Source organism: Streptomyces sp. NBC_00554, from assembly GCF_041431135.1.
Classification (GTDB): Bacteria; Actinomycetota; Actinomycetes; order Streptomycetales; family Streptomycetaceae; genus Streptomyces.
In genome coordinates, this window is sequence record NZ_CP107799.1 from 9,642,858 (window position 1) to 9,663,425 (window position 20,568).

Here is a 20,568-nt window from a genome sequence, read left to right on the forward strand (position 1 = left end):
CATATCTCGCTTCCCTGCCCCAGCCGGACGCCCCGGCAGACCAGCTGTCCCGATACGCCGCAGGACCGCCGTGATCGCGGCGCTCCTCGCCTCGTTCGCCGCCGCCACCCTCCCCGCGACCACGGCACGCGCCGCCGACACCTCCGTCACCGTCGACTTCGCCACCGCCGGGGGCGCTCCGACGTACCACGCCTCGGGGACGATCTACGGGATGACCCCGAACGGCTCGCTGCCCCAGGACCACTTCTTCACCGACATCAAGTGGCACTTCATGCGAGCCGGGGGCGCTCAGCTCAACACTGGCGGCTACGCCACCAGCCTCGCCGACTACCAGACCCGCTGGGCCTCCACCCTGGCCCAGTACAAGCGCACCGCCGCCCTCGGCGGCACCTTCGTGCTGCTGCCGCACGACCTGTGGGGCGCCGACGGCACCACCACTCAGGGCTGGCCCGGTGACAACGGTGACTGGACGCAGTTCGACAACTTCGTCACCCAGCTCATCGGGGACGTACGCGCCAACAACATGACCGTTCAGTGGGATCTGTGGAACGAGCCCGACGGCAGCGGATTCTGGGGCGCGTCGCGGACGCAGTTCCTGCAGATGTGGTCGCGCTTCCACGCCAAGGTGCGCGCCGCATTTCCCTCCCAGCTCATCGTCGGCCCCAGCATCGCGGGCCAGCCGAACTCCTCCAACAGCTGGTGGACGACGTACCTGACCTACGTCAAGGCGAACAACGTGGCCCCGGACATCTGGAGTTGGCACGACGAGCCCGGCGACCCGGTCACGGACGTCGGCCGCGCCAACTCGACGCTTGCCGCGGCGGGGCTGACCAACACACGGCCGTACCAGATCAACGAGTACGCCACCCTGTCCATGCAGTCCCCGGGCGGCGGTGCCTGGTTCATCGGCCGTCTGGAGCGGGCCGGTGCGGACGGCATGCGCGGCAACTGGGCCTCCGGCACGAACCTGCATGACTACGAGGCCAATCTGCTCACCAAGAACAGCGCCGGCCAGTACCTGCCGCTCGGCGAGTGGTTCATGTACCGGTACTACGGCTCCCAGACCGGCAACATCGTCAACCTGATCCCGGGTACCGGTACCGACGGCCTGGCGACCAAGGACAACTCCGCGAAGAACGCCAAGGTGTTGCTCGGCAGCAGCGGCAACACGGGGACGGTCACCGTCAACCTGACCGGGCTCAACACCACCTCCGTCGTGGAGAACAGCCAGGTCCGCGCCGTCGTCCAGCGCATCCCGTACAACAGCGGAGCCGCCGTAGCCGGCCCGGAGACCATCGCCGACACCACCCTCGCGGTCAGCGGCAACGCCGCCTCCGTGAGCCTCCCGTGGACGAACGCCAAGGACGGCTACACCGTCACCCTGCTGCCTCCGTCCAACACCACCGTCTCCACGGTCGCCGTCAGCCAGAACAGCGGCCAGTGCCTTGACGACACCAACCGCTCCACCGCCAACGGCACGCAGTACCAGCAGTACTACTGCGAGGGCGGCTACCAGCAGATGTTCGACTTCAAGCCGGTCAGCGGCAAGACGAACACCTACACGGTCGTCAACGGGACCAGCGGCAAGTGCCTGGACGTCTCGGGCGCGTCCAGTGCCGACGGCGCCGCCGTCATCCAATACACCTGCAACGGCGCCACCAACCAGCAGTTCACGCTCAACCCCGTCACCGCGCTCGGCAACGGCCACGACTACCAGCTCGTCGCCGTCCACAGCGGCAAGTGCGTCGACGTCAGCAACGTCTCGACCGTGGCCGGCGCGCAGATCCATCAGTGGACCTGCGATGCGGCGAGCGCACTGAGCACCAAGAAGAACCAGATCTGGCGTCTCCTCGGCAAGAGCTGACTGCCGTCACGCATGACGATGTGGAGGGACAGTCCAAGTGGCTGGATCCGCCCGCGTCCGGAAACTCATCGCACCTCACCGGCGAGCGCTGCCAGGTCCTCGTCGGTGAGGAGGCGGTCCTTGCTCGCCATCAACTCCTTCGCTCTGGCGAGCACTTCCTCGACCTGGGCGTGCGTGAGGTCGATGCCCAGCGCCGTCAGCTTGTCGGACAGGGTGTAGGGACCGCTGTCGGGGGTGAAGGGGACCAGACGGTGGTTGCCGACGAAGGCGGGCTCCAAGCAGTTGTGCAGGAGGGGGTCGACCTCCGTCTCCTGGGTGATGAGGTCCATGCCGCCCCAGCAGAAGGCGTGCGTGCCGGTCACCGGGTGATTCCAGGCCGGCTGATAGCCCGTCAGGGTCTCGCCCGCGCGGGCGAGTTCGGTCAGCCGCTCGGTCCTGATCCCGGTCCGGACGCCGTAGAGGGCCTCGAAGGCGACGGCCGTGGCGGCGAGGTCGGCATTGCCGGGACCACCGCAGTAGCCGTTGACCGACAGCTCGACGACCGCCGCGCCGGCCCGCACGGCGGCCACCGCGCAACCGACTGCCAGGCCGAACGTGTTGTGCGGGTGCAGTCCGACCTCGACATCCGGGGCCAACTCCCGCGTCCGACGGACCAGATGTGCGTATGCCTCCGGGCTCATGGCGCCGGGCCCGTCGAACAGGGTGAGTTCGGTGGCGCCCGCCTCGGCCAGCACGGCGACCGACTCCTCGTGGACCTCCTCCGTGAGGTAGGAGACCATCAGCAGCGGGACGATCACATCGAGGCCGCGGGTGCGTGCGTGGCGGATCAGCCGGGCCGCGCGGGCGAGTACGTCGGTCCGGCCGCGTGGCGTCTGCGGGGTGCGCCAGTCCTCGCCACGCCACGCCTGACCGTAGATCGCGGGCTGGTAGACGAGCGACGTCTCGCCGAAGCCCTGCACCCATACCTGTACGGCGTCGTAACCCGCCTCGGCCGCACGGTCGATGTCGTCCGTCGAGCGCATCAGCGGACACACGACCCGGCACTGAGGGTTCTCGCTCTTCACCAGGTCCACCTCGGCCTTGAGCGCGCTGTCGTCACGGCCGGCGATCCCGGCCGTGACGACCTCGGCCACTCCGGTGCCGACCAGCCGGCGCAGATACGCCTCCTTCGCCTCGACGGACGCCACGACACCCGGCAGGGTCTCGACCGAGCGCAGGGTCGCGTCCCGCAGCCGTACGGTCCGCGGCAGTGAACCCACCACGTCCGGACGCCGGTTGAGCGGACTGACCGACCAGCGACCGGGTTCGTACGCGCCGGGAGCGCGCCGCGCCCCCAACTCCTCGCGGAACCGGGCGACTTCCTCGGCGCTGAACACGGGCGGCTTCTCCATGGACGTCCTCCGGGCGTGGCTCTGGTACTCGTCCTCAGACTCCATCCAAGCCGCCTGTCGACACTAAAGGCAATAGAGCTGCTTCGAATGCCTAGATGTTTACTTTCTGTCGACACCTGGCTAAGACTGTCGACAGGCCCGGCGGCTTGCCCGTCGGCTTCCGCGGTTGGCGGCTCATCCGCCGGCCGCTCGACGACCGGTGCCTCACCTGCCGGTTGCGAGGCCTGTCCCAGTGATCCGACCTGCTCCGACCGAGGGAGATCCCCGTGACCCAAGACGCGCCCGATCCGCGGCCCCCCGGCCGGCTGGCCGGCCGGATCGCCGTCATCAGCGGCGCCGGCAGCGTCGGCCCCGGCTGGGGCAACGGCCGCGCCACCGCCGTGATCTTCGCCCGGGAAGGCGCCACCGTCTTCCTGACCGACAGGGACAAGGAGTCCCTGGAGCTGACCGCACAGCAGATCCGGAACGAGGGCGGCACCGCGCACACCGCGGTCCTCGACGTCACCGAACCCGCCGCCGTCCAGGACTTCTTCGCCGAGTGCGAGCAGCGGGCGGGGCGGATCGACATCCTGGTCAACAATGTCGGCGGCTCGCGTGCGGGCGGCGCCGTCGAACTGAGCCTGGAGGACTGGGACGGCCAACTGCGCACCAATCTCACCAGCGCCTTTCTCGCCTGCAAGCACGTCATTCCGGTGATGCGGCGCGGCGGCGGCGGGGCGATCGTCAACACCGCTTCGGCGTCCGGGCTGCGCTGGACCGGCGCCGCCCAGGTCGGCTACGCGGCGGCCAAGGCGGCCGTCATCCAGCTGTCCCGGGTGACCGCCGTCGAGTTCGCCCCCGACGGAATCCGGGTGAACACCGTCGTCCCCGGACAGCTGCACACCCCGATGGTCGAGGCCCGTCTCGCCGGGCAGCGGGCCGGCGGCGATGTGGCGAAGCTGCTCGCGCAGCGGCAGGCCCGCATCCCGCTCGGTTTCATGGGTGACGGCCGCGACACGGCGTACGCCGCCCTGTTCCTCGCCTCCGACGAGGCCCGCTTCGTCACCGGCACGGAAATCGTCGTCGACGGCGGAATGACGGCACGCTGTGACTGAGCCCTCGGCGACCCGGCACGCCGTCCGAGCACCCGAGTTGACGCCCTCGCCCGGCTGCCCGCCCCCGCACCCGGCGCCCCGCACGCCCACGCTCGCGCTCCCGCCGGACAGTTGTGACGCCCACTGCCACATCTTCGGCCCGGCCGACGTCTTCCCGTACGACCCGGACCGCACCTTCACCCCAGTCGACGCGCCGAAGGAGCAACTCTTCGCCGTGCATGCCCACTTGGGACTGACCCGGGCCGTGATCGTGCAGTCCTCGTGCCACGGCCACGACCCTCGCGTGCTCTTGGACGCGCTGAAGTCCGGCGGCGGCCGGCTGCGCGGGGTGGCGCTGATCGGCGAGTCGACGACACGGGCCGAGATCGAGGAGTTGCACCGAGCCGGGGTGCGGGCCTTCCGCCTCAATTTCCTGCCCCATCTGCGGACTCCGCCCACCCGTGCCGAGATCGACTCGGTCCTCGAGCGCGTCGACGGGCTCGGCTGGGCGGCCCAACTCCATGTCAGGGGTGAGGAGATCACCGTGCTGGAGGACCTCGTGCGTGCGCTGCCCGGCAGGGCGGTGGTCGACCACATCGGGCGCGTCGACCTTGCCGCCGGACGGGACAGCCCCGCTCTGCGCAGCCTGCGCGCCCTCCTCGACACCGGGGACGTGTGGCTGAAGGTCAGCGGGGTCGACCGGGTCTCCCGGCAGGGGCCGCCGTACACCGACGCCGTCGAGCTGGCTGCCTCCCTCGTCGCGTACGCGCCCGAGCGGGTGCTGTGGGGGACCGACTATCCGCACGTGAACATCACCGGTGACGCACCGGACGACGGGTTGCTCGTGGATCTCATCGAGCGGATCGCCCCCGACCCCGGGCACTTGCGGCGGCTGATGGTCCACAACCCGGCGGACCTCTTCGACTTCCCGTCAACTCGCTAGTGTCGGCAGAGATGGCAGGCATTTCATTGTCACACCCCTTGAAGGCCGAAAGTGTCGACAGTAGTGTCCCGACTCGAACCCCGCGTGAGGAGAACGGCCATGCTTGAGTTGTCTCAGGGCAGCCTCATCCGGCGCGGTGACGAGGCATACGAACAGGTTCGCCTCGACGCCGTCTGGAACGAACGCAAGCCCGCCCGCCACCCGGACGTCATCGTGCTCGCCGAGAACGAGCAGGACGTCGTGGCGGCCGTACGCCTGGCCCGCCGTGAGGGGCTGATCATCGGTATCCGTTCCGGCGGCCACAGCTGGGTGGGCAACGGAGTGCGGGACGGCGGAATGCTCCTCGACCTCTCGAGGCTGCAGGAGATATCCGTCGACCCGGTGGCCCGTACCGCGGCCGTACAGCCCGCCGCCAAGGGGCCCGCGCTGGTGGAAGCCGTGGAGCCGCACGGCCTGTTCTTCCCTACCGGACACGCACCGACGGTCGGGATCGGCGGGTTCGTCCTCGGCGGCGGCTACGGCTGGAACTCGCGCCGGCTCGGCCCCGCCTGCCTGAGCATCGAGGCGATCGACGTGGTGCTGGCCGACGGCACCCTGGTACACGCCACCGACGCCTCGCACCCCGAGCTGCTGTGGGCGGCGCGGGGGAGCGGGCCCGGCTTCTTCGGCGTGGTCACCCGCTTCCACCTCCGCCTCCACGAGCGACCACGCCGCATCCTGCGGACCGTGCACAGCTATCCGCTCGAACTGCGCGACGAGGTGCTGGCCTGGGCGTACGACACGCTCGAAAGCCTTTCGCCCGCGGTCGAGTTCTCGGCGAAGGTGGGGTGGGGGTCCGGGGGATTGCCCCCAGGAGGGCACAGCGCGCCGGGGCCGCACCGCAAGACGGTCTCCATCACGGCGACCGCCTTCTCCGAGACGGGCGACAACCTGCTCGCCCCACTGGAGGACGCGCCCTTCCGGGACCGGGCCGTCCGTGCGGTGGTCGCCCAGGACACGACCATGGCGGAGCTGTACGACGCCGCCGACCGGCTCACCCCGGCAGGGATGCGCTGGGCGCTCGACGGGATCTGGGCCGACGGTCCTGTGGAGAGGATCCTGGCCGCGGCCGGGCCGCTGTTCGACTCCATCCCGGACACCACCAGCCATGTGCTGTGGATGCTCTGGGGTCACCATCCGGAGCGCGCCGACGCCTGCTGGTCCAGCCAGGCCAAGGTGTACCTCTCGCCCAACGCGGGCTGGACCGACCCGGCCGAGGACCTCGCCCACGAGCGGTGGGCACACGGTGAACTCGCCGCGATCCAGCACCTGTCGAAGGGGCTGCAGTTCTCCGACAACAACCTCGCCGACCGCTTCGACCACGGGCTCAGCCCGAGCAACGCCGCACGCCTGGAGGAGATCCGGGCCGAGTACGACCCCGACGGACTGTTCCGGACGTACATGACCGCCGGGGAATCCACCACCGCCTACGCCGCCGCGGCACCCGCCCGGACGCACTGAAGCCCGCCCTGAAGGAGAACCGTTACATGGAGACTTCGAGAAACCCGCGGCGCCGTACCGTCCTCGCCCTCACGGCGTTGACCGCTGCCCTGTCCCTCACCGCCACCGCTTGCGGCGGTGACTCCACCAACGAGGCGAAGACCGCCGACGGCAAGGCCAAGGTCACCGTCCTGCGTTCCAACGGCGCCATCTTCGAGCCGCTCTACATCGCCCAGCAGCAGGGCTACTTCAAGGACGCGGGACTGGACGTCACCATCAAGGCGGGTGCACAGGACACCTCGCAGAACGCGCCGTCCGTCCTCAACGGCGAGGCCCAGTTCGCCATGACGGACAGCTCGGGCTTCCTCAAGGGCGCGGCCCAGGACATGCCGCTCCGTATCGTCACCGGTTTGCAGTCCGCGACGACGAAGACCGACCCCACGGACGGGCTGCTGGTCAAGAAGAGCAGCGCCATCACGACCTTCTCGGACCTGGAGGGCAAGACGGTCGGGCTCTCGGCCCTGGGCGGCACCATCCAGTTCATCGTCGAGTACCTGGTCCAGAAGGACGGCGGCGACCCGGCCAAGGTCAAGTTCGTCGCCCTGCCCACCACTTCACTCACAGACGCCGTGACCTCCGGCAAGACCGACGCCGTGTACTCCTTCGGCGCGTTCTTCGCCGCCGCCAGGACGAGCGACAAGCTGAACGTCATCGGCAAGGGCATGAACGAACTGCCGGGCATGGTCCAGGGATTGCTGTTCTCCAGCCAGGAGTACCTCGCCGGGAACGGCGCCACGGCGAAGAAGTTCATCGACGCCGTCGGCAAGGCGATCACCTACGCCAACGAAAACCCCGACGCGGTACGGGCGATCGACAAGAAGTACACCCAGCTGGACGCCGCCTTCATCGACAAGCAGGAGACCGCGTACTACGACACCCAGCTCAACACCACCGTCATGCGGACGGTCATCACGAAGATGAACGAGTTCAAGCTGCTGGACAAGGAGCCCACGGACGAAGCCCTGTACTGGGACCAGGCGCCGACCACGACCTCCAGTGAGGAGTAGCACGATGGCGCGGGTCCGACTGCTTCAACTCGGCGCGCTGGCCGCCGTGTTGGCGCTGTGGGCGCTGATCGCCGCGGCGGGGCTGGTCAGTTCGACGGCCCTGCCGGGCCCACGTGCTGTCGCCGTCGCCTTCTGGCAGCTCGCGGGGAGCGGCGCGTTCTGGCAGGCGGTCGGTGAGACTCTGCGCGGCGCGGTCACCGGGTTGGTGGTGGCGGTCGCCGTCGGCATCCCGGTGGGACTGGTGACCGGGGTGTACGCGGCGGCCGAGGAGTCCTCCCGGCTGCTCATGGAGATCCTGCGCTCCTTCCCCGTCATCGCCCTGCTGCCGGTCTTCCTGCTGGTGCTCGGCTCGACGCCGGGCATGAAGGCCACGGTCGTTTTCATCGCATGCGTCTTCCCGGTGCTGTTGCAGGCCCAGTACGGGGCACAGAGCGTCCCCCCGTCGATCCGCGAGACCGTGCACGGCTACCGCATCCCGCGCCTGCTGCGTTTTCGGCGCGTGATCCTGCCCGGTGCGGCGCCGTCCATCATGACCGGGCTACGGCTCGCGGCGACCACCTCCGTGCTCGTGGCCATCGGCGTCGAGGTGCTCACCACGCTCCCCGGCATCGGACACATGATCATGGAGTCGCAGCAGGCGGGGGCGTCGGCACGGGCCTACGCCTGCATCCTCACCGCGGGCGCCATCGGCCACACCATCACGCTGCTCGCGCAGTTCGCAGAACACCGGCTGCTGCGCTGGCGTCCGCCCGCCCTCGCGGGAGGTGAGTGACCTGTGCCCTGGAAACCGATACTGCGTCAATTGTGGCTCCCTGTAGTGGTGTTCGCCGTCCTGATCGTGTCGACAGCGGGCAGCACCAGCTTCTACTTCCCGCCGCTGACCGAAGTCCTGGACGTCCTGTGGACGGAGCTCGCGCACGGCGGCCTCTTCGGCGACCTGCTGTTCAGCCTGCGCAACATCGTGCTCGGGCTGGCCCTCGCCATCGTGGTGGGGGTGGGCGCGGGGCTGGTCATCGGAGAGATCCGCACCCTGCGCCTCGCGACGGGCCCGCTGCTCGACTTCGCCCGCGCGACACCGACCGTGGGCTTCGTGCCCGTCATCATCCTCACCCTGGGAATCGGCTCGGGCCCGAAGGTCTTCCTGATCTTCCTCGGCTCGGTGTGGCCCATCCTCCTCAACACCGTCAGCGGGGTGCGGGCCATCAGCCCGGCCGTGCACGAGACCGCGCGCGGCTACCGCATCCCGTGGCGGCTGCGCCTGCGCCGGGTGATCCTGCCCGGGGCGCTGCCGCAGATCCTGGCCGGTATCCGGGTCGCACTGTCCATAGCCGTCGTCCTCATGGTGGTCAGCGAGATCTACGGATCGCCCGACGGACTCGGCAATTTCATCCTGCAGAGCGGATCGAGCTTCCACGTCGCCGAGACCTGGGCCGGCACCATCCTGATCGGCATCCTCGGATACGGGCTGAGCGTGCTCCTCCTGCTGTGCGAGCACCTCCTTCTCGGCTGGTACCACCAACGCGCGCCACGGGCCCGTCCGGCGAAGACCGCGACCATCGAGAGCATCGACACCATCGAGAAGAGCAACGGAGTCGTCGTATGACACGCGGATCCAGCCTGTATGTCGAAGACCTCCGAATGAGCTTCGGACAGGGCTCGCAGGAACACCGGGTCCTCGACGGACTGACCCTGCGCGTGGACCCGGGGGAGTCGGTGTGCGTGGTCGGCCCCTCCGGCGCGGGCAAGACGACCCTGCTGCGCTGCCTCGCCGGGCTGACCCGCCCGACATCGGGAACGGTGCGCTACGGAGAACAGCCGCTGACCGAGCCGCACGCGGACATCGCCGTGGTCTCCCAGGACTACCGCGGTTCGCTGCTGCCCTGGCTTCGGGTCTGGGACAACGTGGCGTTCCCGCTGCAGGGCAGGGGCGTACGGCGTGCCGAGCGCAAGCGGCGCGCCCTGGAGTGCCTTGCCGCGGTCGGCCTGCCCGACGTCGCCGACAAGTACCCCTGGCAGCTCTCCGGCGGCATGCAGCAGCGGGTGGCCATCGCGCGCGGACTCGCCTACGACGCCCCGGTCCTGCTGATGGACGAACCATTCGGCTCGGTGGACGCCCAATCCCGCTTCGATCTGGAGGACTTGACGCTGGAGCTGCGCCGGCGCCTCGGCATCACGGTCGTCGTGGTCACGCACGACATTGACGAGGCGGTGTACCTCGGCGACCGGGTGATCGTCCTCGGGGGGAAGCCGACCGCCGTCCTCGACACGCTGACCATTCCCCTCGGGAGCGAGCGCGATCAGCTGTCGACCCGGGCCGATCCCCGGTTCACCGAGCTGCGCACCCGGGTGCTGGCCCGGATCCGCGGGGAGCGCGCCCCGGATACGGGAGCCACGCCGGACCCGGCAGCCACGCCGGACACAGCCGTCAAGGCGGATCGTACGGGGGTGGTCTGACCGTGCGCCTCGACCATGTGGGCCTTTCCGTGCCGGAGTTGACAGCCGCGACCAGGTGGTACCGCGCGGCCCTGGACCTCACCGAGGAGCATGCGTTCGCCGTCCCGGGCACGGAGTTGCGCGGAGTGATGCTCCGTCATGACAGCGGATGGCGGCTCGAGTTGCTCCACCGCCCGGACGCCGCGCCGGGACTCGCCGCCGACACCCCGCTGGAAGCCGCGGCCACGCTCGGCTTCGGCCACCTCTGCCTGCGCGTCGACACCCCGGCCGAGGTCGACGCCGCGTTCGACCGACTCGTCGTGGCCGGAGCGGGCGTGCGGATGAGCCCGCGCCCGGCTCCGCGCCCCGGCGCCCGGATGGCGTTCGTGTCCGATCCGTACGGAAACCTCATCGAACTCATCGACCGCGCCTGAGGCAGGCGCCCCTTCGCCACCGTCCCACTCCGCCGCTCAACCCTGCCCGAAAACACCTCAACCCTGCACAGCCACAACTCCCCCCTGCCCGAAAACACCTGAAGACAAGGAAGTTCACGGTGGATCACAAGAAGTCCCTCGCCGAGCGTGAAGTCACCTTCAGAGCCCGTCCCCGCGCCCTGCTGGTGGCAGTGGCCGCGGCTTTCGCCCCGGCCCTCGCCATCCCGACCGCCGCCCGCGCCGCCACCACACGTGCGACGCTCACCGTCGGCTCCGGGGAGACCGTCGAGGTCACCGCGACCACCAAACTCAGTTCCCTCACCATTGAGGAGGGCGGCGTCCTCGCGGCCCCCGACGGCTACAACCTGAGCCTGACCGTCAACAGCGTGGAGACCGGCAGCGAGCTGGCGCTGCTGACCGACGGCTACGGCGGAGCGGCGACCGCGATCGCCGCCGGTACCTACCGGGGCGATGTCGTCATCACCGTGGCCGAGTCCAACAAGCTCGCGTTCAGCACTCTCACCTTCCCCTTCCGCCAAGCCATCTACGTGGATTCCGACGGCGTCGACAAGGCGAAGTCCGTCCTCGCGAACGTACGCGGCGGTTGCGCCACCGACTCCGCCGCGACCGGCATCCGCCTCGCCTCGAACGGCGAGGCGTTCAACGGCGTCTACGTCACCGGCGGCGGCAGCTACGCCCTCACCAACCCCAAGATCGCCTTCGTCGGCAACGGCCGCAACGACTTCATCGGATACGGCGCCTCCGTCCAGGGCACCGGGGAAGGCACCACCCTCGTCGTCAACGGCGCGACCATCAGCAACCAGGGCGTGGTCCGTACCGCCGTCGTCGCGGACGCCACCGCCAATGTCATCGTCAAGAACTCCACGCTCCACTGCGCCGACGGCACCGTGCCCGACGAGTACCCCGCCTCCGGCACCGGCGACACCAAGTACATGATCACTGTGCCCTGGATGCTCGGCCTGTCGGGCAACGTCCGGACCACCAACCTGCTGGGCGCCAACACCAGGGCCAGCTACATCAACTCCCGGGTCTCGTCCGAGAACTGGGGCGCGCTGTCCGTCGACGGCGGCAGCAACTGCACGCTGACCGTCATCAACAGCGAGATCGCCAACACGGGCGGGGTCGGCTACGGGTCGTACGCCATCGGCAATGTGACCGAGCACATCCTCGGCTCGCGCTACGACGTCGGCGACTACGTGCTGATCACCTGGAGCGGGACCGTCCACTACGGCGACAGCACCAAGGCGGCGGTCGCCGAGCTGAACACGGGTCTGGAACTCGGGCTGACCAGCCGGGAGCTGGCCGCACTGCCCGTGCAGTCCAACGACCTCACTTCCGGGCGCTTCGGCTTCATGTGGTACGGCGCCTCGGCCGTGACCATCGACGGCGGGACCCGGGTCAGGACGGGGAAGACCACCTTCCTCTCGAAGGCCTCCGCGGCGACCGTCTCCGTGGACGGTTCCGACGGCGCCACGATCGAGGCCGGCAACGGGGTCATCTTCCAACTGATGGATACCGACCGGCCCAGCAGTGTCCAGGTGTCGGGCAAGCCGTGGAGCAGCGAGACGATCGGCAGTTACACGGAGCCCACCGGCAGTCCCGCCAAGTCGTCGACCTGGGTCACCACCAGCGCCCAGACGGCGGACTCGGCCGCCACGTTCACGGACATCTCCTTGAAGGGCGACTTCTACAACTCAGTCCGGGGCGGCGGCAACGCGAACCTGCAGGGCCAGAACCTGGTGCTCACCTTCGACGCCTCCACCGTCGAGGGTGTCATCTCCGCGTCCGCCACCAAGCACAGCGTCTCCACCATCACCGTGGCCGAGTACCGGGAGATCGGTGAGGTGACCAACACCGCCCAGGCGGTGGTCAACAACGGTGTCATCGTGACCCTGAAGAACGGCGCCACTTGGACGGTCGCCGGCACCTCCTACCTCAGCGCGCTGACCATCGGCTCCGGCGCCTCCGTCACCGCCCCGGCGGGCAGGACCGTAACCCTGACGGTGGATGGCACGGCAACGGCCATCACCCCGGGCACGACCTACACCGGGTCGCTCACGCTGACTGTGGCGTAGCGAGACAGCAAGAAAGACCGGCCCCCGGGTGGATGCGAACCGAATCCCGGGGGCCGGAGTATTTATTGGGAGGGGCAGGAGCGCCCGCCCGTAAGGGGCGCGGGGAGCTGCGCGACCAGCCCCCACCGACCCGCAGCCGAAAACCCGCGCCCCCAAGCGGAGCGCCTACGCTCCGATCATGTTGTAACCGCCGTCCGCGACAAGGAACCCACCGGTGATGTGCTGCGCATCCTCCGTGGCGAGGAAGAGGGCCGTGCCCGCGAGCTGCTCCGGACCCGGAATGCGCCCCATCGGTGTGGCCGCGCGCAGCTGCTCACCTCGCCCGCTCCGCCAGTCCTCGCGGCCGAGGGTGGCCTTCGTCTCGATGAAGCCCGGCGCGAAGACGTTCACGCGGACGTCGGGCGCGAAGGCATGCGCGTACGACTTGGTCAGGCCGATGATGCCGTACTTGGCCGCCGCGTACTGCGGGGCGCGGGCGCTGCCACGCACCACCACCGTGGAGCCGATGTTGACGATGGCGCCGCCGCCCTCCTGCTTCAGCATCCGCGCGCCGAACTCATGGGTGCACAGCAGCGTGCCCTTGATGTCGACGGCGAGGACGTGGTCGATGGACTCCTCCGTGATGTCCCGCCAGGACATCTGCTCGCGGGCCACATCGCCGACGTTGTTGACGGCCACGTCCAGTCGGCCGAAGTGCGCCCACACCTCGTCGGCCAGGCGCTGGATCTGCGCGTGCTCGGAGATGTCGGCCTGTACGACGACGGCCTTGCGGCCGAGCGCCGTGACGCGCTCCGCCGTGGCCTCGGCACCCTCGCGCGAACTGCGGTAGTGGATCGCGACATCGGCGCCCTCCCGCGCGGCCCGCACCGCGATCTCGGCGCCGAATCCGGTGCCGGCTCCGGTGACGAGGACGGTCTTGCCGGTGAAGCGTTCGGGGACGGCAGTCATGGGATCTCCGTTCGAGTGAGCAGAAGGTTCGGTGCTGCGCAGGTCATACGAGAGTCCGCCCGCCGTCGGCGTACAGCACCTGCCCGGTGACGAACGCGGACGCGTCGGAGGAGAGGAAGAGGACCGGCCCCGTCAGGTCGTCGGGCCGGCCGAGTCGCCCGGCCGGTACGAGCGCCTCCATGGCCGTGCGCCTGCCGGGCTCGGCGAGATAGGCGCGCGTGAGGTCGGTCTCGGTGTAGCCGGGCGCCACGGCGTTGACGGTGACTCCGTCGGCGGCCCATTCGCGTGCCATCACCCGCATGAGCTGGTTGACGCCGCCCTTGGTGGCCGCGTACGGCGCATGGTCCTTGTGTGCGAGCACCCCGGACACGGACGACAGGAAGACGATCCGCCCGTGACCGGCCGGAACCATGACCGCGCCGACGGCGCGGCCCAGCCAGAACGCGCTGTTGAGGTTGACGGCGAGCAGCCGCTCCCACACCTCGTCGGGTGTGTCGAGGACCGGCCTGCGGTCATTGACACCGACCGCGTGCACGAACACATCGAGGCCGCCCAGTAGTTGTACGGATCTGTCGACGGCCGTACGGCAGGCGGCGGCCGAAGTGAGGTCGGCGGTGAGGCCGTTCACCGAGCCCGCGCCTGTTCCCTGGGGGAGCTTGCCCAACTTGGTCTCATCGACGTCGAGGACGAGCACCGTTGCGCCTGCCTCCGCAAGCGCCGTGCTCACCGCCGCGCCGATCCCTCCGGCACCCGCGACCAAGGCACGCGTACCGGCGAATTTCCATGTCGTCCGCATGTCCGGACCGTAAGCCACGGCTGTGATTTGTGTCCACACTTTGCGCGACTCTTGACGTTGAATGGCGTGCTGGGCAGGCTGACTGTCGACAGTTAGGAGTGGTTCTGATGAAGCTGGTGACGTTCGACGAGGGGCTCGTGGGTCGTCTCGACGGCGAGACCGTTGTGGAACTCGATGTCCCGTCGACTCGCGCGTTCTTCGACCGCGAGGGGCAAGTGGGCGAGACGGGACGGACGTTCCCGCTCGCCGAGGTGCGCCTGCGCGCTCCGATCGTGCCGAAGAAGTTCTTCCACACGGCGGGCAACTTCCGGGAGCACCACGAGGACCTGGTCCGTGTCGACTGGTCCCACCCGGTCAACAAGGGCATCGTCTTCTTCCAGAACGTGGACGCGATCATCGGTCCGGAAGAGCCGGTCGTGTATCCCGCGAACCTCACCCGGGAGATGGACTACGAGCTCGAACTCGCCGTCGTCATCGGCAGACCCGGCAAGTTCTTCTCCGCCGAGCAGGCCGCGGAACACATCGCCGGATACCTGGTCTTCAACGACATCACCGCACGCGACATCCAGCGCAAGGAGATGGAGTCGGGGGTGTTCTCCTTCTCCAAGGGCATCGACACGTTCTGCCCCATCGGCCCCTACATCGTCACCGCGGACGAGATCGACGACCCGCACAACCTGGACATGGAGCTGCGCGTCAACGGCGACGTACGCCAGAAGTCCAACACCTCCCGCATGTCGGTGTCGATCCCGCAACTGGTCGCCTACCACTCGCCGCAGATCTACAGCGCCGGCGACATCATCACCACCGGCACCATCGCCGGGGTCGCGGCGAGCACCGCGGACCCCTTCGCGAACTATCTCCGCCCCGGTGACGTCGTCGAGGCCGAGATCGAGGGCCTGGGTGTCCTGCGCAACCCGGTGGTGTCCTGGCAGGACGCGTACGGGACTCCGGAACCGCCCGCCGAGCAGTGGGTCTGATCCGGTATGCGAATCGCACAACTCGCCGGTCGTACCGTGCTGTTGACTCCGGAAGGCGCCATCGATGTGGCCGCCGCCAGTGAGGGCCGTTTCACGGGTGATCTCTTCGAGCAGTGGGACGACCTCGCCGCCTGGGCGCCGGGAGCCGACCCCTCGCTCGCGCGCCCGTACGACGAGGCCGACCTGGAGGCCCCCGTCCGGGCCCCCCGCCAGATCTTCGCCGTCGCCCTCAACTACCGCCCCCACACGGCGGAGGCGGGATACGAGGAACCGGCCGCGCCTCTGGTCTTCACCAAGTTCCCGACCTGTCTCACCGGCCCGTACGCCACGATCGAGCTGCCACCAGGACACGTCGACTGGGAACTGGAGCTGGTCGCCGTCATCGGCCGAGAGGCCCATCGTGTACCGGTGGAGAAGGGCTGGGATCCGGTCGTGGCGCTCACCGTCGGCCAGGACCTGTCCGAGCGGATCAGCCAACTCGCGGGCCGACCGGCCCAGTTCTCGCTTGGCAAGTCCTACCCCGGGTTCGGCCCGATCGGGCCCGCGCTGGTCAGCCTCGACGAGGTCCCGGACCGGGACGACCTGGAGTTGACCTGCGAACTGTCGGGACAGGCCGTGCAGCACGACCGCACCGGCAACATGATCTTCCCGATACCCCGACTCGTCTCCTATCTCAGCGACTTCTGCACGCTCCTGCCCGGCGACCTGATCTTCACCGGCACACCGGCGGGTGTCGGCAACCGCCGCGTGCCGCAGCGTTTTCTGACCCCCGACGACGAACTGGTCAGCCGTATCGGCGGAGTCGGCGAGATGCGGCACCATTTCCGGAGGACGCCATGACCCCCACCCTCTTCACCGACGTCCGGGTCTTCGACGGCACCGGACGCGATCCCCTGCCCGCGGAGGTCCTCGTCGAGGGCAACCGGATCGCCGCCGTGGCCGACAACATCCCCGCCGACCAGCGGCGGGCGGCCCGCGTGATCGACGGAGGCGGCGGCACCCTCATCCCCGGCCTGATCGACGCCCATGCGCACCTGGGCTTCGGCTCCACGGTCGAGCACCGGTCCCTGCGCCGGGACGAACCGGAGGAGGAGAAGGCCCTGCTCGTGGCGCACGCCGGCCGCGTTCTGCTCGACCACGGCATCACCAGCGCGTACTCGGGAGGCAACCGGCTGCCCCGTACGGAGACCGCGGCCCGCAAGGCGTTCGCCGAGGGCTGGATGCCGGGGCCGCGCCTCAAGGCCGCGTCCTGGGAGGGCAGCGCCGGCATGGTCGAGCCCGGCGTGTACGACTTCCCGGGCACCGCCGGCCGCGCCTCCGACCCGGAGTCGGTCTCCCGTTTCGTCGAGAGCATGGCCGTACTGGGCGTCGACATCGTCAAGTTGTCGCTCTCCGGCGAGAGCGCGGTGGTCCAGGGAACCTCGCGGATCGTGCAGTTCACGGAGGAGGAGGTGGCCGCCGCGTCCCTCGCCGCCCAGTGGCGTGGCGTCTGGCTCACCGCGCACGCACACGCAGCCGAGTCCATCAAGATGGCCGTACGCCACGGCATACGCGCCGTCTACCACTGCACCTTCGCCGACGAGGAGGCACTCGACCTCCTGGAGGCCGCCCGCGACCGGATCTTCGTCGCGCCGACCCCCGGCATCATCCACGCCAACCTGTACGAGGCCGACAGCGAACCCGAGCCCGGCATGGAGGTCGAGGCAACCGCGAAGGCCGTACGCCAGGTCGTGCCCGAACTCGTCCGGCGCGGGGTGCGGGTCGTCCCCGGCGGCGACTACGGCTTCGCCTGGAACCCCGTAGGCCGCAACCTCCATGACCTCGAACTCTTCGTCGACTGGTTCGGCTTCACCCCCGCACAAGCTCTGCGGGCCGCGACTCAGTACGGCGGCCAGATCATGGGGATGGAGGACGAACTCGGCCTGATCCGGCCGGGGTTCCTCGCCGATCTCGTGCTCGTCGACGGTGACCCCCTGTCCGACATCCGCATCCTCCAGGACCGCCACCGGCTGGTGGCGATCATGAAGGACGGCGTGTTGCACAAGGCGGCCCGGTGATCCGGACCCGTACGAACTCCGGACGGCTCGTGGGGGAGTGGGACGCCGGAGTGGCAGTCTTCCGAGGCATCCCCTTCGCGGAGCCGCCGGTCGGCGAGCTGCGCTGGCGGCCGCCCCGGCCGGCCCCCGCGTGGGACGGCGAGCGAAGCGCGTACTACTTCGGCCCCGCCCCCCTCCAGCCGCAGCCGCCCCGCGACTCGATCATGTACCACACCAACTTCGCCGACCGGCGGGCCCTGGTGATGAGCGAGGACTGCCTCTACCTGAATGTGTGGACGCCTGAGCCGTCGGCGGGGCTGCCGGTGATGGTGTGGATCCACGGCGGCGGCAATCGTTACGGGCACGGCGGCCAGGATGTCCACGACGGTCGCGAGATGGCCCGTCGCGGCCTCGTGGTCGTCACCCTCAACCACCGGCTCGGCGCACTCGGCTTCCTCGCCCACCCCGAACTGGCCGCCGAGGACGACCTCGGCGCAGCCGGCAACTACGGGCTCCTCGACATCGTCGCCGCCCTCACGTGGGTCCGCGAGAACATTGCGGCCTTCGGCGGCGACCCCGACCGGGTGACCCTCGCGGGCAACTCCGCCGGCGCCGCGCACATCTGCCACCTCATGGCGTCGACGGCGGCCTGGCCCCTCTTCCGCGCGGCCATCGGCCAGAGCGCCTCGGGCGTCGGGCGCGCCGAAGGGCCGCTGCCGGACCAGGCCGCTGCGCAGAAACAAGGGCTGCGCTGGGCGGAGGAGTTCGGGGACCGGAGCATCGCCGGACTGCGGCGTCTCGGCGGGGTGGAACTGATCCTGAAGGGACACTTCGGTCCGATCGTCGACGGCCGCGTGCTGACCGAGACCACCGACGAGGTCTTTGCGGCCGGGCGACAGCACGCCGTACCGCTGCTCGTGGGCACCAACCTCGACGAGGGATCCGTGTACAACTCGCTGGACGCCCTGCGGAGACTTCCGGTGGAGCCCGGCTCCGACGAGGTGTACCCCGTACGGAATATCGACCAAGCCCGGCGTACCGCACGGCAGTTCACCGGAGAGAGTCGCTTCGTTCACCCCGTGTGGCAGTGGGCGAACGCTCACCGGGAATCGGCCCGCACGTGGATGTACCGCTTCGCCCGCACCCCACCGCTCCCACCCCGGCTCGACCTGGCGCCCCCACCCGACGGCCTGCCGGACTACGGCGTCCACCACACCGCCGAACTCCCCTATGTGCTCGACAACTTGGACCAGCGTGCCTGGCCCTGGAGCGAAACGGACCGCGAACTGGCGCGCACGATGGCGGACGCCTGGGCCCGCTTCGCCGGTACGGGGGACCCGAACGGGGGCGGGTTGCCGGCATGGCCGGCTTTCACCGGCGCTGAGGTGATGGTGTTCGGCGACACCGTCGAGGCGGGCGTCCTCGACCGGCTGGAGGCGATGCGGCTCCTGGCGCGGATCCCTCGCCCACTGTGACAGCAGCCCCCTTGGGATGCCTTCTCGAAAGGAACGCTACATGGCACGACTGCCGGAGACCGACGGCGCCGGCGAGATCGCCGCGCGCATCCGCGAGCGGCGCGGCGGCGCGCTGCACCCGCTCGACCGCATGCTGCTGCACAGCCCGCAGCTGGCCGACGGCTGGAACAGCCTGCTCGGTGCGATCCGACAGCGCATCGCCCTGCCCGCCGACATCCGGGAACTCGTGATCCTGCGGGTCGCCGTCCTCAACAGGGCCGCGTACGAGTGGACCGCGCACGAGCCCGAGGCCCGCCGCGCCGGTCTCGACGACGCCCAGCTCACGGCGGTGCGCGAGGAGCACGCCGCCGCGCACCCGCGGCTCGACGCACGGCAGCGGCGGGTCATCGCGTACACCGACGCGATGACCCGCGACGTTCACGTCCCGGAGGAACTGTTCGACGCCCTGCGGGCCGACTTCAGCGAGCCGGAACTGGTGGAACTGACCGCCACCGCAGCCGCGTACAACATGGTGTCCCGCTTCCTGGTCGCCCTGGAGATCTAACGCCTGCGGCCGTGCCGCTTCACGAAGGTGAGCAGCAGCCGGTTCCAGGCGGCGGGCTGTTCCCAGTGCGGGTTGTGGCCCGCCTCGCGGACGACGTGCGTCTCGCAGTCGCTCAGGTGCCCGGCGTTGAGGCGCATCACGGAGGGCGGACTGTACAAGTCGGCGTCCCCGGTGATGAGTTGGACGGGCAGGGTCAGCGTCTCCAGAGCCGCCCAGGTGATCTCATGCGCGAGCGACTGCGCGAACGCGTCGGCGGTCCTGGCCCGGGCGTTGATCGCCAGCCAGGCCGCGACGCCGTCCCGGTCGCCGCCGCGGTACGAGGGCCCCAACTCCTTGAAGTCGACGGGCATGTCACCGAACGGGTCGGGCTGCAGCGCGGAGGTCAGTTCCTGGTACTCGGCGTCCTGGATGCCCATGATGCTGCCGGAGACGGTGAGGCTGCGCAGCCGGTCCGGATACGAGAGGGCGTAGTCCAGGGCGACGGGGCCGCCGGCCGCCGAGCCGGAGAGGTGGAAGCGGCCCAGGCCGAGATGGTCGGCGAGGGTGTTGAGGTCCCCGGAAGCGGTGTCCGCTGCGGTCTTCGTCCCGGCCACCGAGCCGTACGCCCCGCGCCGCGAGTAGCCGATCACCCTGAACCCCGCACGCGCCAGCACCGGCTGTTGGTACGGCCAGCTCTCGCCGCTGCCCGAACCGGGGTGCAACAGTACGATTGCCTCCCCGCTGCCGCCGGTGTCCCAGCACCACAGGCTCCCGTCCCCCGGGACGGGGACCTGATACTCCGTCACCGGCACCTGATCGGGAACGGGAACCGGCTGCCACGCATCTTCCTGAGCGGCAGCCAAGGCAGCCTCGGCAGTGCCGGAGCCGGCGCCCGCCACCGCGAGCGCGGCCAGTGCCGCGCCGCCTACGACGGCGCGTCGACTCGGCCCCGTACCGGGGGTGGTTGTGATTCGTTCGCTTCGCATCGTTCCTCCTGAACTGTGAGTGGCTGTCGACAGGTCACGGTGAA

General features: G+C 69.6%; 19 protein-coding genes. 15 read left to right on the plus strand and 4 right to left on the minus strand.

Annotated features, from left to right (window positions below; all coding sequences use genetic code 11):
- Positions 1–70 precede the first annotated feature (70 nt).
- Positions 71–1,864, plus strand: a complete 1,794-nt coding sequence (locus tag OG266_RS42835; protein ID WP_371552254.1) for an RICIN domain-containing protein — start codon at positions 71–73, stop codon at positions 1,862–1,864.
- 65 nt (positions 1,865–1,929) lie between these two features.
- Here the strand turns inward: OG266_RS42835 and OG266_RS42840 are convergent, their stop codons facing one another.
- The gene (locus OG266_RS42840; RefSeq protein WP_371552255.1) at positions 1,930–3,255 is read right to left on the minus strand and encodes a hypothetical protein; all 1,326 of its coding nucleotides are present in this window, start codon (positions 3,253–3,255) and stop codon (positions 1,930–1,932) included.
- A gap of 266 nt (positions 3,256–3,521) precedes the next feature.
- Between OG266_RS42840 and OG266_RS42845 the strand changes: the two genes are divergently transcribed.
- The 9 genes from OG266_RS42845 to OG266_RS42885 all read left to right on the plus strand — a co-directional run bounded on the left by OG266_RS42845 (position 3,522) and on the right by OG266_RS42885 (position 12,780).
- Positions 3,522–4,349 carry an SDR family NAD(P)-dependent oxidoreductase gene (locus OG266_RS42845; protein ID WP_266470102.1) on the plus strand — a complete coding sequence of 276 codons (828 nt, stop codon included), beginning with the start codon at positions 3,522–3,524 and terminating at the stop codon, positions 4,347–4,349.
- Positions 4,342–5,271 carry an amidohydrolase gene (locus OG266_RS42850; protein ID WP_266470104.1) on the plus strand — a complete coding sequence of 310 codons (930 nt, stop codon included), beginning with the start codon at positions 4,342–4,344 and terminating at the stop codon, positions 5,269–5,271. The genes OG266_RS42845 and OG266_RS42850 overlap by 8 nt, the downstream gene beginning before the upstream one ends.
- Positions 5,272–5,370: 99 nt before the next feature.
- Positions 5,371–6,771 (plus strand): FAD-binding oxidoreductase, encoded by a 1,401-nt coding sequence (locus OG266_RS42855; protein WP_371552256.1) that lies wholly within the window; start codon positions 5,371–5,373, stop codon positions 6,769–6,771.
- A 26-nt stretch (positions 6,772–6,797) separates the two neighbouring features.
- A complete protein-coding gene (locus tag OG266_RS42860; RefSeq protein WP_329549409.1) occupies positions 6,798–7,817 on the plus strand; it encodes an ABC transporter substrate-binding protein in 1,020 nt (339 codons plus the stop codon).
- Positions 7,818–7,821: 4 nt separating this feature from the next.
- The gene (locus tag OG266_RS42865) at positions 7,822–8,589 is read left to right on the plus strand and encodes an ABC transporter permease (RefSeq protein WP_266470108.1); all 768 of its coding nucleotides are present in this window, start codon (positions 7,822–7,824) and stop codon (positions 8,587–8,589) included.
- 30 nt (positions 8,590–8,619) lie between these two features.
- Positions 8,620–9,420, plus strand: coding sequence for an ABC transporter permease (locus OG266_RS42870; RefSeq protein ID WP_371552257.1), 801 nt, complete (start codon positions 8,620–8,622; stop codon positions 9,418–9,420).
- Positions 9,417–10,271, plus strand: coding sequence for an ABC transporter ATP-binding protein (locus tag OG266_RS42875; RefSeq protein ID WP_371552258.1), 855 nt, complete (start codon positions 9,417–9,419; stop codon positions 10,269–10,271). The genes OG266_RS42870 and OG266_RS42875 overlap by 4 nt, the downstream gene beginning before the upstream one ends.
- A 2-nt stretch (positions 10,272–10,273) precedes the next feature.
- Positions 10,274–10,684 (plus strand): VOC family protein, encoded by a 411-nt coding sequence (locus OG266_RS42880; protein WP_266470113.1) that lies wholly within the window; start codon positions 10,274–10,276, stop codon positions 10,682–10,684.
- A gap of 119 nt (positions 10,685–10,803) precedes the next feature.
- Positions 10,804–12,780, plus strand: coding sequence for a hypothetical protein (locus OG266_RS42885; protein ID WP_371552259.1), 1,977 nt, complete (start codon positions 10,804–10,806; stop codon positions 12,778–12,780).
- A 165-nt stretch (positions 12,781–12,945) separates the two neighbouring features.
- Here the strand turns inward: OG266_RS42885 and OG266_RS42890 are convergent, their stop codons facing one another.
- Together OG266_RS42890 and OG266_RS42895 are read right to left on the minus strand one after the other, a co-directional pair.
- Entirely contained in the window at positions 12,946–13,728 is a 783-nt protein-coding gene (locus tag OG266_RS42890; protein ID WP_371552260.1) for an SDR family NAD(P)-dependent oxidoreductase, read from the minus strand.
- Positions 13,729–13,771: 43 nt separating this feature from the next.
- On the minus strand, positions 13,772–14,524 hold the full coding sequence (locus tag OG266_RS42895; RefSeq protein ID WP_371552261.1) for an SDR family NAD(P)-dependent oxidoreductase: 753 nt from the start codon (positions 14,522–14,524) through the stop codon (positions 13,772–13,774).
- Positions 14,525–14,631: 107 nt separating this feature from the next.
- Between OG266_RS42895 and OG266_RS42900 the strand changes: the two genes are divergently transcribed.
- Genes OG266_RS42900 through OG266_RS42920 form a run of 5 tightly spaced genes read left to right on the plus strand, consistent with a single transcriptional unit; the run spans position 14,632 to position 19,559 of the window.
- Positions 14,632–15,504 carry a fumarylacetoacetate hydrolase family protein gene (locus OG266_RS42900; protein WP_371552262.1) on the plus strand — a complete coding sequence of 291 codons (873 nt, stop codon included), beginning with the start codon at positions 14,632–14,634 and terminating at the stop codon, positions 15,502–15,504.
- Positions 15,505–15,510: 6 nt separating this feature from the next.
- Positions 15,511–16,344 (plus strand): fumarylacetoacetate hydrolase family protein, encoded by an 834-nt coding sequence (locus OG266_RS42905; RefSeq protein WP_371552263.1) that lies wholly within the window; start codon positions 15,511–15,513, stop codon positions 16,342–16,344.
- Positions 16,341–17,561 carry an amidohydrolase family protein gene (locus tag OG266_RS42910; protein WP_371552264.1) on the plus strand — a complete coding sequence of 407 codons (1,221 nt, stop codon included), beginning with the start codon at positions 16,341–16,343 and terminating at the stop codon, positions 17,559–17,561. Before OG266_RS42905 ends, OG266_RS42910 begins: the two co-directional genes overlap by 4 nt.
- A complete protein-coding gene (locus OG266_RS42915) occupies positions 17,558–19,015 on the plus strand; it encodes a carboxylesterase/lipase family protein (protein WP_371552265.1) in 1,458 nt (485 codons plus the stop codon). The genes OG266_RS42910 and OG266_RS42915 overlap by 4 nt, the downstream gene beginning before the upstream one ends.
- A 40-nt stretch (positions 19,016–19,055) precedes the next feature.
- Positions 19,056–19,559 carry a carboxymuconolactone decarboxylase family protein gene (locus OG266_RS42920; RefSeq protein WP_371552266.1) on the plus strand — a complete coding sequence of 168 codons (504 nt, stop codon included), beginning with the start codon at positions 19,056–19,058 and terminating at the stop codon, positions 19,557–19,559.
- Here the strand turns inward: OG266_RS42920 and OG266_RS42925 are convergent.
- The gene (locus tag OG266_RS42925) at positions 19,556–20,524 is read right to left on the minus strand and encodes an alpha/beta fold hydrolase (protein ID WP_371552267.1); all 969 of its coding nucleotides are present in this window, start codon (positions 20,522–20,524) and stop codon (positions 19,556–19,558) included. The genes OG266_RS42920 and OG266_RS42925 overlap by 4 nt on opposite strands.
- Between the last annotated feature and the right edge of the window lie 44 nt (positions 20,525–20,568).